Genomic DNA, 14,863 nt, shown 5'->3' with positions numbered 1-14,863 from the left:
CCTCATAGCTCGGGGGGTGCTGTCCGTTCGGCGGCTGCGGGTGCGTCGTGGTTGTTCGCGCCCACGCGGCGGAGCCGCATATCGGGAACAGCCCCGCGCCCCTGAAGTGCGCGCTGCGCGCGGCACTTCCCGGGGCGTCTCCCGCCTAGCATCGTCACCATCTGAAAGAAGCGTGTCTCGGAAGGTGCGTCATGGTGAAGGGAGCCGGTCGGTCCGGAGGTCCCACGCGGGCCAGCGTCTGGTTGGACGGGAAGGCGCGGGGCGGGCGCGGTGGGCAGCCCTCGGGGCTGGACCGGGAGCGGATCACCGTGACGGCCGTGCGGCTGCTGGACGCCGAGGGGCTCGCCAAGTTCTCGATGCGGCGGCTGGCGGCCGAGCTGAACGTGACGGCGATGTCGGTCTACTGGTACGTGGACACCAAGGACGACCTCCTGGAACTCGCCCTCGACCAGGTGTTCGACGAGATGCGGCTGCCCCCGCCCGACTCCGACGAGGACTGGCGGGACCAACTGCGTACGCTGGCCGGGGAGTACCGGGCGGTCCTGGTCCGCCACCCCTGGGTGTCGCCCCTCGCGGGCACCTTCCTCAACATCGGCCCGCACGCCCTGGACTTCTCGCTCGCCGTGCAGCGCGTGATCCGCCGCACCGGGCTGCCCGCGCGCGGCCAGGCCGGTGCGATCGCGGCGGTCTTCCAGTTCGTGTACGGCTTCGGCACCATCGAGGGGCACTTCGCGCAGCGCTCCGCCGCGGCCGGGATGACCCAGGAGGAGTACTTCCGCAACGCCATGAGCGCGGTGTCCGACTCCCTCGAACCCCATGAGGTCATCCAGCACTCCGCCGCCCTCATGGAGGCCCGCGGCGGCGAGACCGTCGAGGAGATGCGGGAACGCGACTTCGTCTACGCCCTGGACACCCTCGTCGCCGGCATCGAGGTGATGGCGACGAGGGGGTGAGCCCTCGGCCCTGGCCGCTCAACCCCGGCCGCTCAACCCCGGCCGCTCAGCCCTCCTCCACCAGCCGTGCCGGGAAGCCGCCCGTGGCCACCGGTCCCCACTTCACCGGTGTGATCCGGATGATCGACTTGCCCTGCTTGATCATCGCCGCGCGGTACTCGTCCCAGTCCGGGTGCTCGCCCGAGATGTTGCGGAAGTACTCCACCAGGGGCTCGACCGAGTCCGGCGAGTGGATGACCTCGGCCGTGCCGTCGATCTGGACCCAGGGGCCGTCCCAGTCGTCGCTCAGCACGACGACGCTCACGCGCTCGTCCCGCTTGGCGTTGCGGGTCTTGGCCCGCTCGGGGTACGTGGAGACCACGATCCGGCCCGAGTCGTCGACACCGCAGGTCAGCGGGGAGGCCTGGGGGCCGCCGTCGGACCGCCGGGTGAGCAGGAGCGCCCGGTGCCGGGGGCGTACGAAGTCGAGCAGTTCTTCGAGGGAGACCGACGTGTTGGTCGCGATGTTCCGTGCCATGCGCTCAGCGTAGGGCCGGGGGCGCCTCATGGCTCGGGGGGTTCCGCGGTTCGGCGGCTGCGGGTGCGGCGTGGTTGTTCGCGCCCAAGCGGCGGAGCCGCATATCGGGTACAGCCCCGCGCCCCTTGCGCGAGCGCTACGCGCCGCGCCCCCGCACACCTTGCACACCCTGCACATCCTGCACATCCTGCACAGCCTGGACGTCCAGCTCGACCCTCAGCGTCGTCCCGATCGTCGCGATGCCCGCCTGCACCACCTGGTTGTAGTTCATGGCGAAGTCCTCGCGGCGGAGTTCGGCGGTGGCCCGGAAGGCGGCGCGCGTGCCGCCCCACGGATCCGCGCCGGTGCCCAGGTACGCCAGGTCCAGGTCGACCGGCCGTACGACCCCGCGCATGTTCAGCTCGCCGTGGACGGTCCAGCGGTCCGGGCCGGCGGGCGTGAGGCCGGTCGAGACATAGGTGATCTCGGGGTGCCGTTCGACGTCGAGGAAGTCCGGGGAGCGCAGGTGCTGGTCCCGGGTCGGGTTGCCCGTGTCGATCGAGGCGGCCCGGATCACCGCCTCCACCCGGGACTTGGTCCCCTCGTCGGGGGTCGGGGCGACCTCGACGGAGGCCGAGAAGTCGGTGAAACGGCCGTGGACGCTGGAGATCCCGAGGTGTTGGGCCACGGCGGCGACGGAGGAGTGGGCGGGGTCGACGGTCCAGGGCCCGGGCGGGGGCAGTTCCGTGCCGCCGAGCCGGGCCAGGGTGACCGTGCCGATCTCCGCTCGCGCGCTCGTGGTCACGAGAGCGCTGGAGGCCACCGGTGTGTATCCGACCGCCGTGACGATCACCGTGTACGCGCCCGGCGCGAGCGGTGTGGGGTCGTGCACGCTCCCTTCGGCGTCCGCCTCGGCCCGCAGCACCTGCGTACCGGTCATGTCGGTCACCGTGACGACCGCGTGCGACACTGCCCAGCCGTCCCGGGTACGGATCCGCGCGGTCAGCCCGGCCCGTCCTGCTCGTCCCGTCGTTTCCATGTCCGTCAACTCCTCAGCATGCGACCGGCCGGTGGAGCGGGGGAGGCTCCACCGGCCGGTGGTTCAACCGGTTGTCCGGGCGAACTACTCGCCCGGGTGCGCGAGTTCGATGTCGTGGTCGTCGAAGCCGGGGCCGCTGACCGTCAGGGCCGTGGCCACGGGCGGGTAGCCGGTCGCGATGACCGTGTACTCACCGCCGTCCAGGTCGGCGAAGGCGTACGCCCCGTCCGCGCCGGTGGTGGCCGTGCCGACCACGTTGCCCGCCGCGTCGACGAGGGTCACGCGGGCGTCGGCCAGCACCCCGCCCGCCGCCCGGACCACTCCCCGCAGCCGGGCCCCGGCCTCCAGGTCGATCTCGATCCGGGTGACCCCGGTGCCGCCGACCTCGACCGGCAGTGCGCGCGGGCGGAACCCGGCGGCGTTCACCGCGACGGTCACCCCGCCGGGCACCAGCTCGCCGAAGCCGAACTCGCCCTGCTCACCGGTGACTCCGCTGGCCAGCACATCGCCGCGCACATCGGTCACCACGACCATGGCGTCCTTCACGCCCTGCCCGGCACCGGCGGCCCGCACCACACCGCTCAGCCCGCTCGTCCCGCTGAGCAGGATGTCGTACGCGACCGGCTCGTCGTGCACGACGACCGTGGACGCCTGCGGCTGGAACCCGTCGGCGGCCGCGATCAGCACGTACGACCCGGCGGCGGGCGCGTCCACCGCGTAGGCCCCGTCGGGGCCCGCGACCGAACGGCCGAGCTGCCGCCCGCCGAGCGAGATCAGGGTGACAGCGGCCCGCGGCACGGGCACGCCCTCCGCCCCGCGGACCTGCCCCCGTACGGGGAGGCCGCCACCGGCACCGCTGCCGAGGCCCGAGACCGGGGCGGCCCCGGCCGGGGCCGTCACTGCCGCCTGGGGTTCGGCGGTCGCGGCGGAGTCGGCGGACACCGTGGCCGGCGTCTCGGCCGGGCCTGCCTCGGTCGCCTGGGCCGCGTCGGTCGCCTGGGCCGCTTGAGCGAGCGCTCCGGTCGTCCTCAGCGGGACCTCCTTGATGAAGAGGGAGAAGACGAGCGCGAGGACGGCGAAGGGGGCGGCGTAGAGGAAGACGTCCCCGATGCCGTGGCCGTAGGCGCTCTCCATGACCGTGCGGATCGGCGCGGGCAGCGCGTCCAGGTCGGGGATCTCACCGTGGCCCGAGGCCGAGCCGGACACCCCGAGCTTGGCGAGGCCCTCCTCGGCGTAGTGCGTGATCCGGTGGCTCAGCACCGCGCCCAGCGCCGAGACGCCGATCGCGCCGCCGAGGGAGCGGAAGAAGGTGACGGTGGAGCTGGCGGCGCCGAGGTCACCCGGGGCGACCTGGTTCTGGGTGCACAACACCAGGTTCTGCATCATCATGCCGACGCCGAGCCCGAGCAGCGCCATGAAGATCGCCACGTGCCAGTACGCGGTGTCGTGGCGGAGGGTGCCCAGCAGTCCGAGGCCCGCGGTGACCAGCACACTGCCGGCGAGCAGCCAGGCCTTCCAGCGGCCGGTGCGGGTGATGACCTGTCCGGAGACGGTCGAGGAGACGAACAGACCGGCGATCATCGGGATGGTCAGGACGCCGGACATGGTCGGGGACTTGTCGCGGGCCAGCTGGAAGTACTGGCTGAAGAAGATGGTGCCCGAGAACATCGCGACACCGACGAAGAGCGAGGCCAGCGAGGCCAGCGTGATCGTCCGGTTGCGGAACAGCCGCAGCGGGATGATCGGCTCGCTCGCCTTCGCCTCGACGAGGAGGAAGAGCCCCAGCAGCAGGACCGTGCCGCCGACCATCGCGTACGTCTGCCACGACACCCAGTCGTACTTGTCACCGGCGAACGTCACCCAGATCAGCAACAGGCAGACGGCGGCGGTGATGAGGAACGCGCCCGCCCAGTCGACCTTGACCTTGCGCTTGACGACCGGCAGGTGCAGGGTCCGCTGGAGCACGATCAGGGCGATGACCGCGAAGGGCACGCCGACGTAGAAGCACCAGCGCCAGCCCAGCCAGCTGGTGTCGGTGATGACACCGCCGACCAGTGGACCGCCCACCATCGCGGTGGCGAAGGTGGCGCCGAGGTAGCCGTTGTACCGGCCGCGCTCACGCGGGGAGATCATCGCCGCGAGGCAGATCTGGGCCAGGGCGGAGAGCCCGCCCATGCCGACGCCCTGCACCGCGCGGAACCCGATCAGCATCCCGGCGTTCTGGGAGAGTCCGGCGGCGGCCGATCCCAGCACGAAGATCACGAGCGCGAGCTGGATCAGCAGCTTCTTGGAGAACAGGTCGGCGAGCTTGCCCCACAGGGGGGTGGACGCGGTCATCGCCAGCAGCGACGCGGTCACCACCCAGGTGTACGCGCTCTGCCCGCCGCCCAGGTCCTTGATGATGTCCGGCAGCGCGTTCGACACGATCGTCGACGACAGGATCGCCACGAACATGCCGAGCAGCAGCCCGGTCAGCGCTTCCATGATCTGCCGGTGGGTCATCGGGGCGTGGTCGCCACCGCTGTGGGGGGCACCCTTGGCGGGTCCTCCACCGTGCTTGGCGTGAGCCCGCACACCGGCTGGTGTGGTCGTTGCCATGGGGCTTCCTTTTCCTACGGGTCTTTGCGGGTGTACGGGTCGTGGGGTGGCCGCGACACGGCTGTACGGGTCGGCCGCTCCGGCCGCTCCGGCCGCTATACGGACGTCCGGGTCGGCCGGGAGGGCGTCCCGGGCGGCGCGGGGGCGTCGAAGCTCTCGCGCAGCCGGCCCAGGAACCGGGCCAGTTGTCCGACCTCGTCGTCGGACCAGTCGCTCAGCCGGGCGGCCATCAGCCGACTCGTGCGCCGGTACAGCTCGGTGACCACGGCCCGGCCCTCGGGGGTCAGGCGCAGGATGCGTGAGCGTTTGTCCGCCGGGTCGGGGAGGCGTTCGATCCAGCCCCGTTCGGCGACGTGCGCGACGTGTCGGCTGGTCACGGACATGTCGACGGAGAGCAGCTCGGCGAGCCGGCTCATCCGCATCTCGCCGTGCCGGCCGAGCAGCGTCAGGACTCCCGCCGACCCGCCGGGGCACTCGTACGGGAGCATCCGTGCGATCTCCCGGTTGACGGCCCCGATGGCACTGAGCTGACGGGCCAGCTCCTCGTAGTGCGCTTGCCCGGCCATGGAGGTCCCTCCCGCGTTTGTTGCTTAGGGCAACCATAAGACTGGATGGTTGCTACAGGCAAATGGAATCGGGGTGCGTGCGGGCCAAGTCTTGGCAAAGGGGAACGTTCGGGGTCTCCCGGGCGGACAACCCCGCTTGGGCGCGTCCTCCCGGATTCGCTAAGGTCTCGGGCCATGGCCGACAACCAGAACCCTCAGGGCAACCACGACCCCGCGGGCAGCACGCAGATGTTCCGCGCCTTCGTCGACGAGACGCCGGCGAGGGGACGACAGGCCGCCGCGGCCGGGTCCTCCGGGCCGCGTGTCGGTGTGATCGTCGGTGTGATCGCGGCGGTCGCGGTCGTGGCCGCGGTGGTGTGGCTCGCGCTGACGTAGACACGAGCGCGTACGCGTCTGCCGGGTGCGGTGCGGTGCGGTGCGGTGCGTTGTCGGGTGCGGCCCGGTGGGGCTTCTCGCGCAGTTCCCCGCGCCCCTAAAAGCCTCAGGCCCCTGCGGGCCTGAAAGACCACGGCCCTGCGGGCCTGAAAAGCACGGGGCGCAGCCCGTGCTTTTCAGGGGCGCGGGGAACTGCGCGAGAAGCCCCATCGGATCCGCGCCGACCCACTCACCCGCACGCACCCCCACCTGGAGCCGCCCACGCACCCGCACACGACCACCGCCGGGCTGCCCGAACTCGGCAACCCGGCGGTGGTATGTGTCAACGTGAGGCCGATGGCCTCAGTCGGAGATCAGCCCCTCCCGCAGCTGCGCCAGGGTCCGGGTGAGAAGGCGGGAGACGTGCATCTGGGAGATGCCGACCTCTTCGCCGATCTGGGACTGCGTCATGTTCGCGAAGAAGCGGAGCATGATGATCCGGCGCTCGCGCGGCGGCAGCTTGGCCAGCAGCGGCTTCAGGGACTCCCGGTACTCCACGCCCTCCAGTGCCGTGTCCTCGTAGCCGAGGCGGTCCGCGAGGGAGCCCTCGCCGCCGTCGTCCTCGGGGGCCGGGGAGTCGAGCGAGGACGCCGTGTACGCGTTGCCGACGGCGAGGCCGTCGACCACGTCCTCCTCCGACACGCCCAGGACCGCGGCGAGTTCGGTGACCGTCGGCGAACGGTCGAGCTTCTGCGACAGCTCGTCACTGGCCTTGGTGAGCGCCAGCCGCAGCTCCTGCAGCCGCCTCGGCACCCGGACCGACCATGACGTGTCGCGGAAGAAACGCTTGATCTCGCCCACGACCGTCGGCATCGCGAACGTCGGGAACTCCACGCCCCGTTCGCAGTCGAAGCGGTCGATCGCCTTGATCAGGCCGATCGTGCCGACCTGGACGATGTCCTCCATAGGCTCGTTGCGCGACCGGAATCGGGCGGCGGCGTAACGCACCAGCGGGAGGTTGAGCTCGATCAGGGTGTCCCGGACGTAGGCGCGCTCGGGGCTGTTCTCGTCCAGCGCGGCGAGCCGCAGGAACAGGGAGCGGGACAGGGTGCGGGTGTCGATGTTCGCCGTGGCCGACGAGGCCGGGAACTCAGACGCCGGCGGAGCCTGGGGACCGGGAAGGTCCTTGAGCGCCTGAAGGTCCTGAGGGGCCTGGATAGCGTCGGGCGCGGTCTCGCTCTTGTCGAGCGTGAGCACCTTCGAGCTGCCCTGGTCTGCGGACATGCCACCCCCTTTGGGTCGCGGACGGTCGCGGCGGACGCTCCCGTCGTAAGGAACGCAGCCTCCACCTGAATACCGGCGGCGAGGCCACGGCAAACGCGCTGGGGGAAGAATGTCACACGTCGGCAACGCGATGTAGTGACATGTCGACATGGAGAGGGTGAATAGGCCCTGGAAAAAGGTGTTCTGATGGGATTTCAGAGCAGATGGACCTGAAGGAGCCTCAACAGGCGATTCGCTCTCGCCGGTGACCTCTCGACAGCGCATTCGGTCACGCCCATGGCCTGCACTCGCGTACCGCTGGCCGATTCTGTGCGCCCCGCCTGCCATCGTGCGCCCCGCGTGCCCCATGGTCCATCCGGGAAGGAGTGGCGGGTTCCTTGTTACCGAGGGTCACACGAGAACGCCCTGGAGGGACGCGGCGAACCGCGTGACCGGCCCCGAACGCACGCACACCCGCAAACCGCCATGAACCCGGCGGACGATGGGGTGCCTGGACGGACGGGCGGGCGGAGCGCCCGGCGGTCGAGCGGAGCGCCTACGCCTCGATCCGGTTGGCCGACCGCAGCCGCGCGAAGCTCCGCGCCAGCAACCGCGACACATGCATCTGGGAGACCCCCAGCTCCGCGCTGATCTGCGACTGCGTGAGGTTGCTGTAGTAGCGGAGCAGCAGGATCCGCTGTTCGCGTTCGGGGAGTTGGACGAGGAGGTGCCGTACGAGGTCGCGGTGTTCGACGCCGTCGAGTTCGGGGTCCTCGTAGCCGAGCCGGTCGAGCAGCCCGGGCAGTCCGTCGCCCTCCTGGGCGGCCTCCAGCGAGGTCGCGTGATAGGAGCGGCCCGCCTCGATGCAGGACAGGACCTCCTCCTCGGTGATGCGCAGCCGCTCGGCGATCTCCGCGGTGGAGGGGGTGCGGCCGAAGGCGGTGGTGAGGTCCTCGGTCGCGCTGTTCACCTGGACCCACAGCTCGTGCAGCCGGCGCGGGACGTGGACCGTGCGGACGTTGTCGCGGAAGTACCGCTTGATCTCCCCGACGACGGTCGGCATGGCGAAGGTCGGGAACTGCACGCCGCGGTCCGGGTCGAAGCGGTCGATCGCGTTGATCAGGCCGATGGTGCCGACCTGGACCACGTCCTCCATGGGCTCGTTGCGTGAGCGGAAGCGGGCGGCCGCGTAGCGCACGAGCGGGAGGTTCGCCTCGATGAGCGCCCCGCGCACGCGGTTGTGCTCCGGAGTGCCCGGCGCCAGATGCTTCAGCTCGCCGAAGAGCACCTGGGTGAGGGCCCGGGTATCGGCGCCGCGACGTTTCTCCGGGGCGGGGGCCGTGGCCTGGCTGGTGACCTGGGCCGGCGCGGCATCGGGAGCGGGGACGTCTTCCTGGGGAGGCGCAGTACTGGCCGACACGGTCAACGCCACCTCTTCATCCATCAACTCAACCGTCAAAAGCGGTCATAGCATCACAAGACATGTGCACTGTGATCAAGCACCGCATATCGCCGTGTTGAGAAAAAACGCCCCACGCTGCGAGAGCGCGGGGCGGAGAAGGTGGGGGAGTGGGTGCGGCTCAGTACTCGTAGTCGGCGATGATCCACGTCGCGAACTCGCGCCACAGCGCCACGCCCGCCTGGTGGTCCGGGTGCTCGACGTACGTCCGCAGCGTCTCCGCGTCGTCGAACGCGGAGTTGATCGCGAAGTCGTAGGCGATGGGGCGGTCGCTGATGTTCCAGCCCAGCTCCCAGAAGCGGATCTCCCCGATCGCGCCGTCGAGCGCGCGGAACGCGTCCACACCCTTCACGACCCGCGGGTCGTCGCGCTCGACGCCCTCGTTGAGCTTGAAGAGGACCAGGTGGCGGATCATGGGTGCTCCGGATGGTCGTACGAGGTGCTGGGGGTTCGGGGCCGGGGGGCCGGCGGCCTACTGGGCCCCGTCGGCGAGCCAGGTGAAGAAGTCGCCGATGGCCCGGGCGGCGTTCGAGACGCCCTCGAAGCCTATCTGGACGTAGCCGGCGGCGTTCTCCGGGTCCGTGATGATCACATAGAGCACGAAGACCACGAGCACATACAGTGCGATCTTCTTCCCCTGCACCGCCACCGCGGCCTCCCCGGCCTCTTGTCCTGTGGGCCCCATGGGTCCTCTTTGTCGGCGGCGAGTGTAACCCGATCATGCGTTCGTAGGAGAGGGCGGCGGAGCCGGGTAACGCAGGAAGGGCCCCGTCTGACGACGGGGCCCTTCTCCGGCGGTAGCGGAGGGATGCGACCCTCGGTGACCGAGACGGGTGCCGCTCGCTACCGACCATGCGGCTATCACCACTGACAGAAGGCAACAGAAGCGTCGTCGCTGGTAAGAGCTTCTGGGGATGATGGACGGTGAGGATGCCGCCTAAGCTGGGCAGCTACGGCAGTCGGTGGACATGGCCACCACGGTTTTTTTACACCTGTCCGCCCCTGTGGCGCCTTCCACCGCCCATCCCTCAGGAGAGCTCTCTTGAAGAAGAACAGCGTGACCCCCGGCTTATCTCTCGTCATCGGCGCCGTGATCGCCGCCGGCAGCATCGTCCAGGACAACTACGTCGGCGCCGTCTTCGCCGTCGTGTTCTGCACGATCGTCTCGCTTGTCCTGCATGTCAGGTCCAAACACCCCCAGGGGCGCTGAGCGCGGTACTCGAGACCCCAGAACCTCGTCGCTCGCAGCTGACGATCGCGGCCGCGCCTTGATCTTCTTCCCGCGTGTTGCCGAGCGGCCCCGTGCGCCGCGCCGCTGTCGGCAAGTCTGACCGAAGCAGTAGCTACTCCGACGGCCGTGCAAGACGGCGTCTCTCTTCCCTTGCGAGCGTAAGTGCGACGGAAACTGAGACGGAGCAGCACGAAGGGCCCGGTCCATCGGACCGGGCCCTTCGTCTACCTGCGGTAGCGGAGGGATTTGAACCCTCGGTGACTTGCGCCACACTCGCTTTCGAGGCGAGCTCCTTCGGCCGCTCGGACACGCTACCGAGGGAGACCTTACAGCAAGGCGGGGCGTGCTTTGAAATCGGTATCGGGTGGGGGCGGAGGCCGGTGTCGACGGGTGTCAGCGGGTGCGGAAGAAGTCGGTGAGAAGGCGGGCGCAGTCGTCGGCGAGGACGCCCTCGACGACCTCGGGGCGGTGGTTGAGGCGGCGGTCGCGTACGACGTCCCAGAGGGAGCCGGTGGCTCCGGCCTTCTCGTCGCGCGCGCCGTAGACGACGCGGTCGACCCGCGACTGCACGAGGGCGCCCGCGCACATCGTGCAGGGTTCGAGGGTGACGACCAGGGTGCAGCCGGTCAGCCGCCACTCGCCGAGCGCGGCGGCGGCGCGGCGGACGGCGAGCACCTCCGCGTGCGCGGTGGGGTCGCCGGTCGCCTCGCGTTCGTTGTGTCCGGTGGCCAGTACGGTCGTGCCGTCCGGGGACAGGACGACCGCACCGACCGGGACGTCACCGCCCTCGGCGGCCCGCCCGGCCTCGACCAGGGCGAGCCGCATCGCGGCCCGCCAGCGGTCGCGCACGGGATCGGGTCCGGCCGACGGGTCTGCGCCGGTCGCGCCGGTCGCCTCGGTCACCTGGGGAAGACCCTCGGCGGTCTCGGCGGTCTCGGCGGAGTCAGCGGACCGTCTCCAGGACCTCCGACGCTCCGAGGGCCTCGGCGATCGAGCTGAGGGCGTCGTCGGCGTCGAGAGCGCGCAGCTCCTTCTCGCTCACCCCCAGGTCGTCGAGGATCTCGGTGTCGCCGACCGGGCTGTGCGGCACGGCCTCGGCGCTCGTGTCGTCGTCATCGTCGTCCGGCTCGCCGTCCTCCGTGCCGTCCAGGTCGAGGGAGTCCAGGTCGGCGTCGTCGTCGGGCTCCCTCCCGAGCAGTTCGTCGGTGAGCAGGATCTCGCCGTAGCTGCTGCGGGCAGCGGCGGCGGCGTCCGAGACGTAGATACGAGGGTCGTCCTCACCATCGATACGGACGACGCCGAACCACGCGTCCTCCTGCTCGATGAGCACCAGCACCGTGTCGTCGTCGGGCGAGGCTTCACGGGCCAGGTCGGCCAGATCCGACAGGGTTTCCACATCGTCGAGCTCTGTGTCGCTCGCTTCCCACCCGTCTTCGGTGCGCGCGAGCAGTGCGGCGAAGTACACCGTGACTCTCCCACTGGTCATAGGTGTGCCGGTCGGGGGTCCCCCCGGCGGTGGTTGTGGGTGGGGAGGTTTGCGGTCCGAGCCCCACCCACTCGGAATCGTGGCAGAAACAGAGCGCACAGGGGACGTCTTCGGCTCCCTGTGTCCGGCTCTTTTGATCGCCGGTGGGTCCGCCGTTCACCTGCGCACCTGTTGCGGCCACCAGCGGATCGTACGCGCAGTTCCTGGCCGCATATGCACGACCACCCCGTGAACGCCCCACACATACTCCACCAACCCGGCACATGGGTCCCCGTGGGTGCGCCGGCGGAGGGCCGGAGGCGAGGGTGGGGCGGGGCGAGGGTCGTACAAGGGCGCTGGGCGGGTCGCTGCCGGCCGACCCCGGCGTCACCAGCGGAACGTGCGCATGCGCATGGCGTGGCGGAGGCGCGCGGCCTTGGCGCGACGGGGCTGGACGCGGTCCCGGAGCTCCCGTGCCTCCGTCAGCTCCCGCAGGAACTGGGCCCGTCGCCGCCGTCGCGCCGCGTCGCTCTCCGGTCCGCTCTCGCGTGTCCTCTCGGCCGTTCCCGCCATCTCCTCAACCCCCTGCGTCGCACGGTCCGACGCCCGCTCGCCCCCGCGGGGCGCCTCGGCCGGTCCGCCCCAGGTCCTCGCGGTCCCGCCCGCCGTTCGTGCTGGCTTGTCGGTCATGTGCCCCCGCTCGGCCGTCGGCTGTCGATCGGCGGCGGTTCCGAAGTGGGCGAACGTCGGGCCTCGGCTCGTTCGGGCGCCGCTCTGTTCATCCCACTTTCCCTCCGATGGCCGGTTTGATGCCATCGGGAAGGACGGATGCCGGCGGGGCCGTGCGGGGGCGCTCGCAGGAGTCGCCCCGGTTACTGTTGTGGACATGCGTCTCCATGTCGTCGACCACCCCCTGGTCGCTCACAAGCTCACCACGCTGCGCGACCAGCGCACCGACTCCCCGACCTTCCGTCGTCTCGCCGACGAACTGGTCACCCTGCTCGCCTACGAGGCCACGCGGGACGTGCGCACCGAGCTCGTCGACATCACGACGCCGGTCGCCTCGACCACCGGCGTCAAGCTCTCCCACCCGCGCCCGCTCGTCGTGCCGATCCTGCGGGCCGGCCTCGGCATGCTCGACGGCATGGTCCGACTGCTGCCGACCGCCGAGGTGGGCTTCCTGGGCATGATCCGCAACGAGGAGACGCTCGAGGCCTCCACGTACGCCACCCGCATGCCGGAGGACCTCTCCGGGCGTCAGGTGTACGTCCTCGATCCCATGCTCGCGACCGGTGGCACCCTCGTCGCCGCGATCCGCGAGCTGATCGCCCGTGGCGCCGACGACGTGACCGCCGTGGTGCTGCTCGCCGCCCCCGAGGGCGTCGAGATCATGGAGCGTGAGCTGGCGGGCAGCCCGGTGACGGTCGTGACCGCCGCGGTCGACGAGCGCCTCAACGAGCACGGCTACATCGTGCCGGGCCTGGGGGACGCGGGCGACCGGCTGTACGGCGCCGCCGAGTAGCCGGACCGGGGTTCCGCCCCTCAGCAGGTCTTCGTCGTGGTGGGCGTCGGCTCGGGGCTGGTCAGGTCGGCCAGCGCCTTGTCGGCGTCCTTCTGTTTGCTGAGGGCCTTGAAGCCGGTACCGATGATCAGGTCCACCTCGGTGGCCTTCGCCCGGACGTCGGTCTTCAGCCGTGCCCCGGTGAGCTGGGTGTTGAGGACCGGAAGCGCCGCGTCCTCGGCGGCCTTCGCGCCGAGCAGGAGCGCGGCGCCCTTGACCTTCTTGTCGTACTCCTCGGTCGCGTTGCCCACGTTCCCGATGCGGAATCCGCGCTTCTTCAGTTCGTCGGCGGTGTCCTTGGCGAGGCCCGCGCGGGGTGTGGCGTTGAGGACGTTGACGGTGATCTTGCCGGGTGCGGGGTAGCCCGTCGCGGACGCACCGGACTTGTCGGCCCGTCCGGACTTCCCGGCCGATCCGCTCGCCTTCGGGGACGGGCTCACCCGGCTCGCGCAGTCCGCCTTGGGGCCGGCCGCGGCGGCCTGGTCCCCGTCGCCGGTGAAGACGTCGATGAGCTGCAGGGTTCCCCAGCCGACGAGGCCGAGCGCGGTCGCGGACGCGACGACCGCGAGGACGAGCCTGCGACGCCTCCTGGGCCGGCGCAGCCTCGGGTACTTGCCCCCCGTGATCCGGTATTGGCCGCCCATGCCGGGAGGAGTCAGCATGCTCATGGGCGCAGCGTAGTGCCGTTGGGCGGTGATGCCTACTAGATGATCATTCACCGCGCTGCAGTCCAACCCGAAAGGGCCAACGGGCGATCGGGCGTGCGCGGATGAGAGGCGCCTGGGGCGAAGGGCTAGTCCAGTTCGAGGACGCGCGCGTGCAGCACCTGGCGTTGTTGCAGGGCCGCGCGGACCGCGCGGTGGAGGCCGTCCTCCAGGTACAGATCGCCCTGCCACTTCACCACGTGCGCGAAGAGGTCGCCGTAGAAGGTGGAGTCCTCGGCGAGGAGGGTCTCCAGGTCCAGCTGCCCCTTGGTCGTCACGAGCTGATCGAGGCGGACCGGGCGCGGCGCGACGTCCGCCCACTGCCGGGTGCTTTCCCGGCCGTGGTCGGGGTACGGCCGGCCGTTTCCGATGCGCTTGAAGATCACACGGAAAGCCTACCGGTCGAGACGTTCCGGGCGCAGCCATGGCGACGGAGTGCGAGCCCGGAAAAGGTGCCGCGAAATGGGGCAAACGGGTTTTTCTGTGGGGGTGCGGAGGCGCTCGCGGGCGCTCGGCGGGGTTCTTTCGGGGGCGCGAAGGGGGCGCCGCGAGTGTCGTCGGGGATCTCCGCGCTCGAGGGTCGCGCGCGATCGGCGGCTTTTCCGGGGTTTCGCCTTGATGTCCACCGAATCCCCGCCGGATGTCGCCAAATCCCCGCCGGATGCCTCCGGATGTCGCCGATGTCGCTCGATGCCTCCCCAATTGCCTCCCGGATGCCTCCCGGATGTCGGCTGGGCTTCCGGCGCGCTTGAGGGGTGAACGCCCTGGAGCTGGTGGGGTACAGGGCGCTTCACCGTTGGTGCGGGGAGGGGTCGGGCGGGAGATCAGCCGCGGTTCGGGTCTTGTCGCGGCTGGTCGTCCCTGTCGCCGACGCCGGGGCGTTCGGTTGTTCGTTCGGATTCCGACTTGGGGGCGCTGCGGTGGGCCTCTGCTTGGAGGAGCGCGCGTAGGACCGTGTAGTGGTCTGCGGGCATGGGGTTCTCCTGTCCTGTGCTGGAAGTGTGGTCTGTGGACTGAGTGAGCCGAGGGCTCTCTCAGCAGCGCAGGACCACGGAGCGCAGGGCGTGCAGGGCATAGGGGGGCGGGCGCCAAGGTGCGGCGGGGCGGAGGCGGTGTCCGTGCCGGGGCGCGCCTTTGGAAATGTCTTTTATCAAAATTTCAACCCCCCGCAAAA

At 70.5% G+C, this 14,863-nt stretch carries 17 protein-coding genes and 1 tRNA gene; 4 read left to right on the top strand and 14 right to left on the bottom strand.

What is annotated here, in order from left to right; genetic code table 11:
* The first annotated feature begins 191 nt into the window (after positions 1–191).
* Positions 192–953: a TetR/AcrR family transcriptional regulator gene (locus P1P70_RS27260; RefSeq protein WP_319242221.1), complete on the top strand. Its 762-nt coding sequence runs from the start codon at positions 192–194 to the stop codon at positions 951–953.
* A gap of 46 nt (positions 954–999) precedes the next feature.
* Here the strand turns inward: P1P70_RS27260 and P1P70_RS27255 are convergent, their stop codons facing one another.
* The 4 genes from P1P70_RS27255 to P1P70_RS27240 form a co-directional block, all read right to left on the bottom strand.
* Positions 1,000–1,470, bottom strand: coding sequence for a PPOX class F420-dependent oxidoreductase (locus P1P70_RS27255; RefSeq protein ID WP_319242219.1), 471 nt, complete (start codon positions 1,468–1,470; stop codon positions 1,000–1,002).
* Between the two features lie 136 nt (positions 1,471–1,606).
* The gene (locus tag P1P70_RS27250; RefSeq protein ID WP_319242217.1) at positions 1,607–2,488 is read right to left on the bottom strand and encodes a YceI family protein; all 882 of its coding nucleotides are present in this window, start codon (positions 2,486–2,488) and stop codon (positions 1,607–1,609) included.
* Between the two features lie 84 nt (positions 2,489–2,572).
* Entirely contained in the window at positions 2,573–5,086 is a 2,514-nt protein-coding gene (locus P1P70_RS27245; protein WP_319242215.1) for an MFS transporter, read from the bottom strand.
* 95 nt (positions 5,087–5,181) lie between these two features.
* Positions 5,182–5,652 (bottom strand): MarR family transcriptional regulator, encoded by a 471-nt coding sequence (locus P1P70_RS27240; RefSeq protein WP_319242213.1) that lies wholly within the window; start codon positions 5,650–5,652, stop codon positions 5,182–5,184.
* 174 nt (positions 5,653–5,826) lie between these two features.
* Between P1P70_RS27240 and P1P70_RS27235 the strand changes: the two genes are divergently transcribed.
* Positions 5,827–6,027: a hypothetical protein gene (locus tag P1P70_RS27235; protein ID WP_319242211.1), complete on the top strand. Its 201-nt coding sequence runs from the start codon at positions 5,827–5,829 to the stop codon at positions 6,025–6,027.
* Between the two features lie 342 nt (positions 6,028–6,369).
* Here P1P70_RS27235 and P1P70_RS27230 read toward each other — a convergent pair whose 3' ends face one another.
* From P1P70_RS27230 to P1P70_RS27215, 4 genes are all read right to left on the bottom strand, one after another.
* On the bottom strand, positions 6,370–7,290 hold the full coding sequence (locus P1P70_RS27230; protein WP_319242209.1) for an RNA polymerase sigma factor SigF: 921 nt from the start codon (positions 7,288–7,290) through the stop codon (positions 6,370–6,372).
* 535 nt (positions 7,291–7,825) lie between these two features.
* Positions 7,826–8,713 (bottom strand): RNA polymerase sigma factor SigF, encoded by an 888-nt coding sequence (locus tag P1P70_RS27225; RefSeq protein ID WP_045562518.1) that lies wholly within the window; start codon positions 8,711–8,713, stop codon positions 7,826–7,828.
* A gap of 136 nt (positions 8,714–8,849) precedes the next feature.
* Positions 8,850–9,143 carry a Dabb family protein gene (locus P1P70_RS27220; protein ID WP_319242207.1) on the bottom strand — a complete coding sequence of 98 codons (294 nt, stop codon included), beginning with the start codon at positions 9,141–9,143 and terminating at the stop codon, positions 8,850–8,852.
* A 57-nt stretch (positions 9,144–9,200) separates the two neighbouring features.
* A complete protein-coding gene (locus tag P1P70_RS27215) occupies positions 9,201–9,413 on the bottom strand; it encodes a hypothetical protein (RefSeq protein WP_319242229.1) in 213 nt (70 codons plus the stop codon).
* Between the two features lie 357 nt (positions 9,414–9,770).
* On the opposite strand from P1P70_RS27215, the gene P1P70_RS27210 reads away from it, so the two are divergent.
* Complete coding sequence (locus P1P70_RS27210; protein WP_319242205.1) at positions 9,771–9,938, top strand: hypothetical protein; 168 nt, start codon at positions 9,771–9,773, stop codon at positions 9,936–9,938.
* A 252-nt stretch (positions 9,939–10,190) separates the two neighbouring features.
* Here the strand turns inward: P1P70_RS27210 and P1P70_RS27205 are convergent.
* The 4 genes from P1P70_RS27205 to P1P70_RS27190 all read right to left on the bottom strand — a co-directional run bounded on the left by P1P70_RS27205 (position 10,191) and on the right by P1P70_RS27190 (position 11,997).
* Positions 10,191–10,275, bottom strand: a tRNA-Ser gene (locus tag P1P70_RS27205).
* Positions 10,276–10,352: 77 nt separating this feature from the next.
* Positions 10,353–10,784, bottom strand: coding sequence for a tRNA adenosine(34) deaminase TadA (gene tadA, locus P1P70_RS27200; RefSeq protein ID WP_319242227.1), 432 nt, complete (start codon positions 10,782–10,784; stop codon positions 10,353–10,355).
* A gap of 118 nt (positions 10,785–10,902) precedes the next feature.
* Positions 10,903–11,424, bottom strand: coding sequence for a hypothetical protein (locus tag P1P70_RS27195; protein ID WP_319242225.1), 522 nt, complete (start codon positions 11,422–11,424; stop codon positions 10,903–10,905).
* Between the two features lie 387 nt (positions 11,425–11,811).
* Positions 11,812–11,997, bottom strand: coding sequence for a hypothetical protein (locus P1P70_RS27190; protein WP_319242203.1), 186 nt, complete (start codon positions 11,995–11,997; stop codon positions 11,812–11,814).
* Positions 11,998–12,310: 313 nt separating this feature from the next.
* On the opposite strand from P1P70_RS27190, the gene upp reads away from it, so the two are divergent.
* Entirely contained in the window at positions 12,311–12,946 is a 636-nt protein-coding gene (upp, locus tag P1P70_RS27185) for a uracil phosphoribosyltransferase (RefSeq protein ID WP_319242201.1), read from the top strand.
* 20 nt (positions 12,947–12,966) lie between these two features.
* Here upp and P1P70_RS27180 read toward each other — a convergent pair whose 3' ends face one another.
* Both P1P70_RS27180 and P1P70_RS27175 read right to left on the bottom strand, forming a co-directional pair.
* On the bottom strand, positions 12,967–13,629 hold the full coding sequence (locus P1P70_RS27180) for a LytR C-terminal domain-containing protein (RefSeq protein ID WP_319242223.1): 663 nt from the start codon (positions 13,627–13,629) through the stop codon (positions 12,967–12,969).
* 149 nt (positions 13,630–13,778) lie between these two features.
* The gene (locus tag P1P70_RS27175) at positions 13,779–14,075 is read right to left on the bottom strand and encodes a type II toxin-antitoxin system VapB family antitoxin (protein ID WP_003999914.1); all 297 of its coding nucleotides are present in this window, start codon (positions 14,073–14,075) and stop codon (positions 13,779–13,781) included.
* Positions 14,076–14,863 lie beyond the last annotated feature (788 nt).

Source organism: Streptomyces sp. MB09-02B, from assembly GCF_033794485.1.
In the GTDB taxonomy this organism is placed as follows: domain Bacteria; phylum Actinomycetota; class Actinomycetes; order Streptomycetales; family Streptomycetaceae; genus Streptomyces.
The sequence above is the reverse complement of the archived record's forward strand: the minus strand, read 5'-3'. Positions and strand labels throughout refer to the sequence as shown.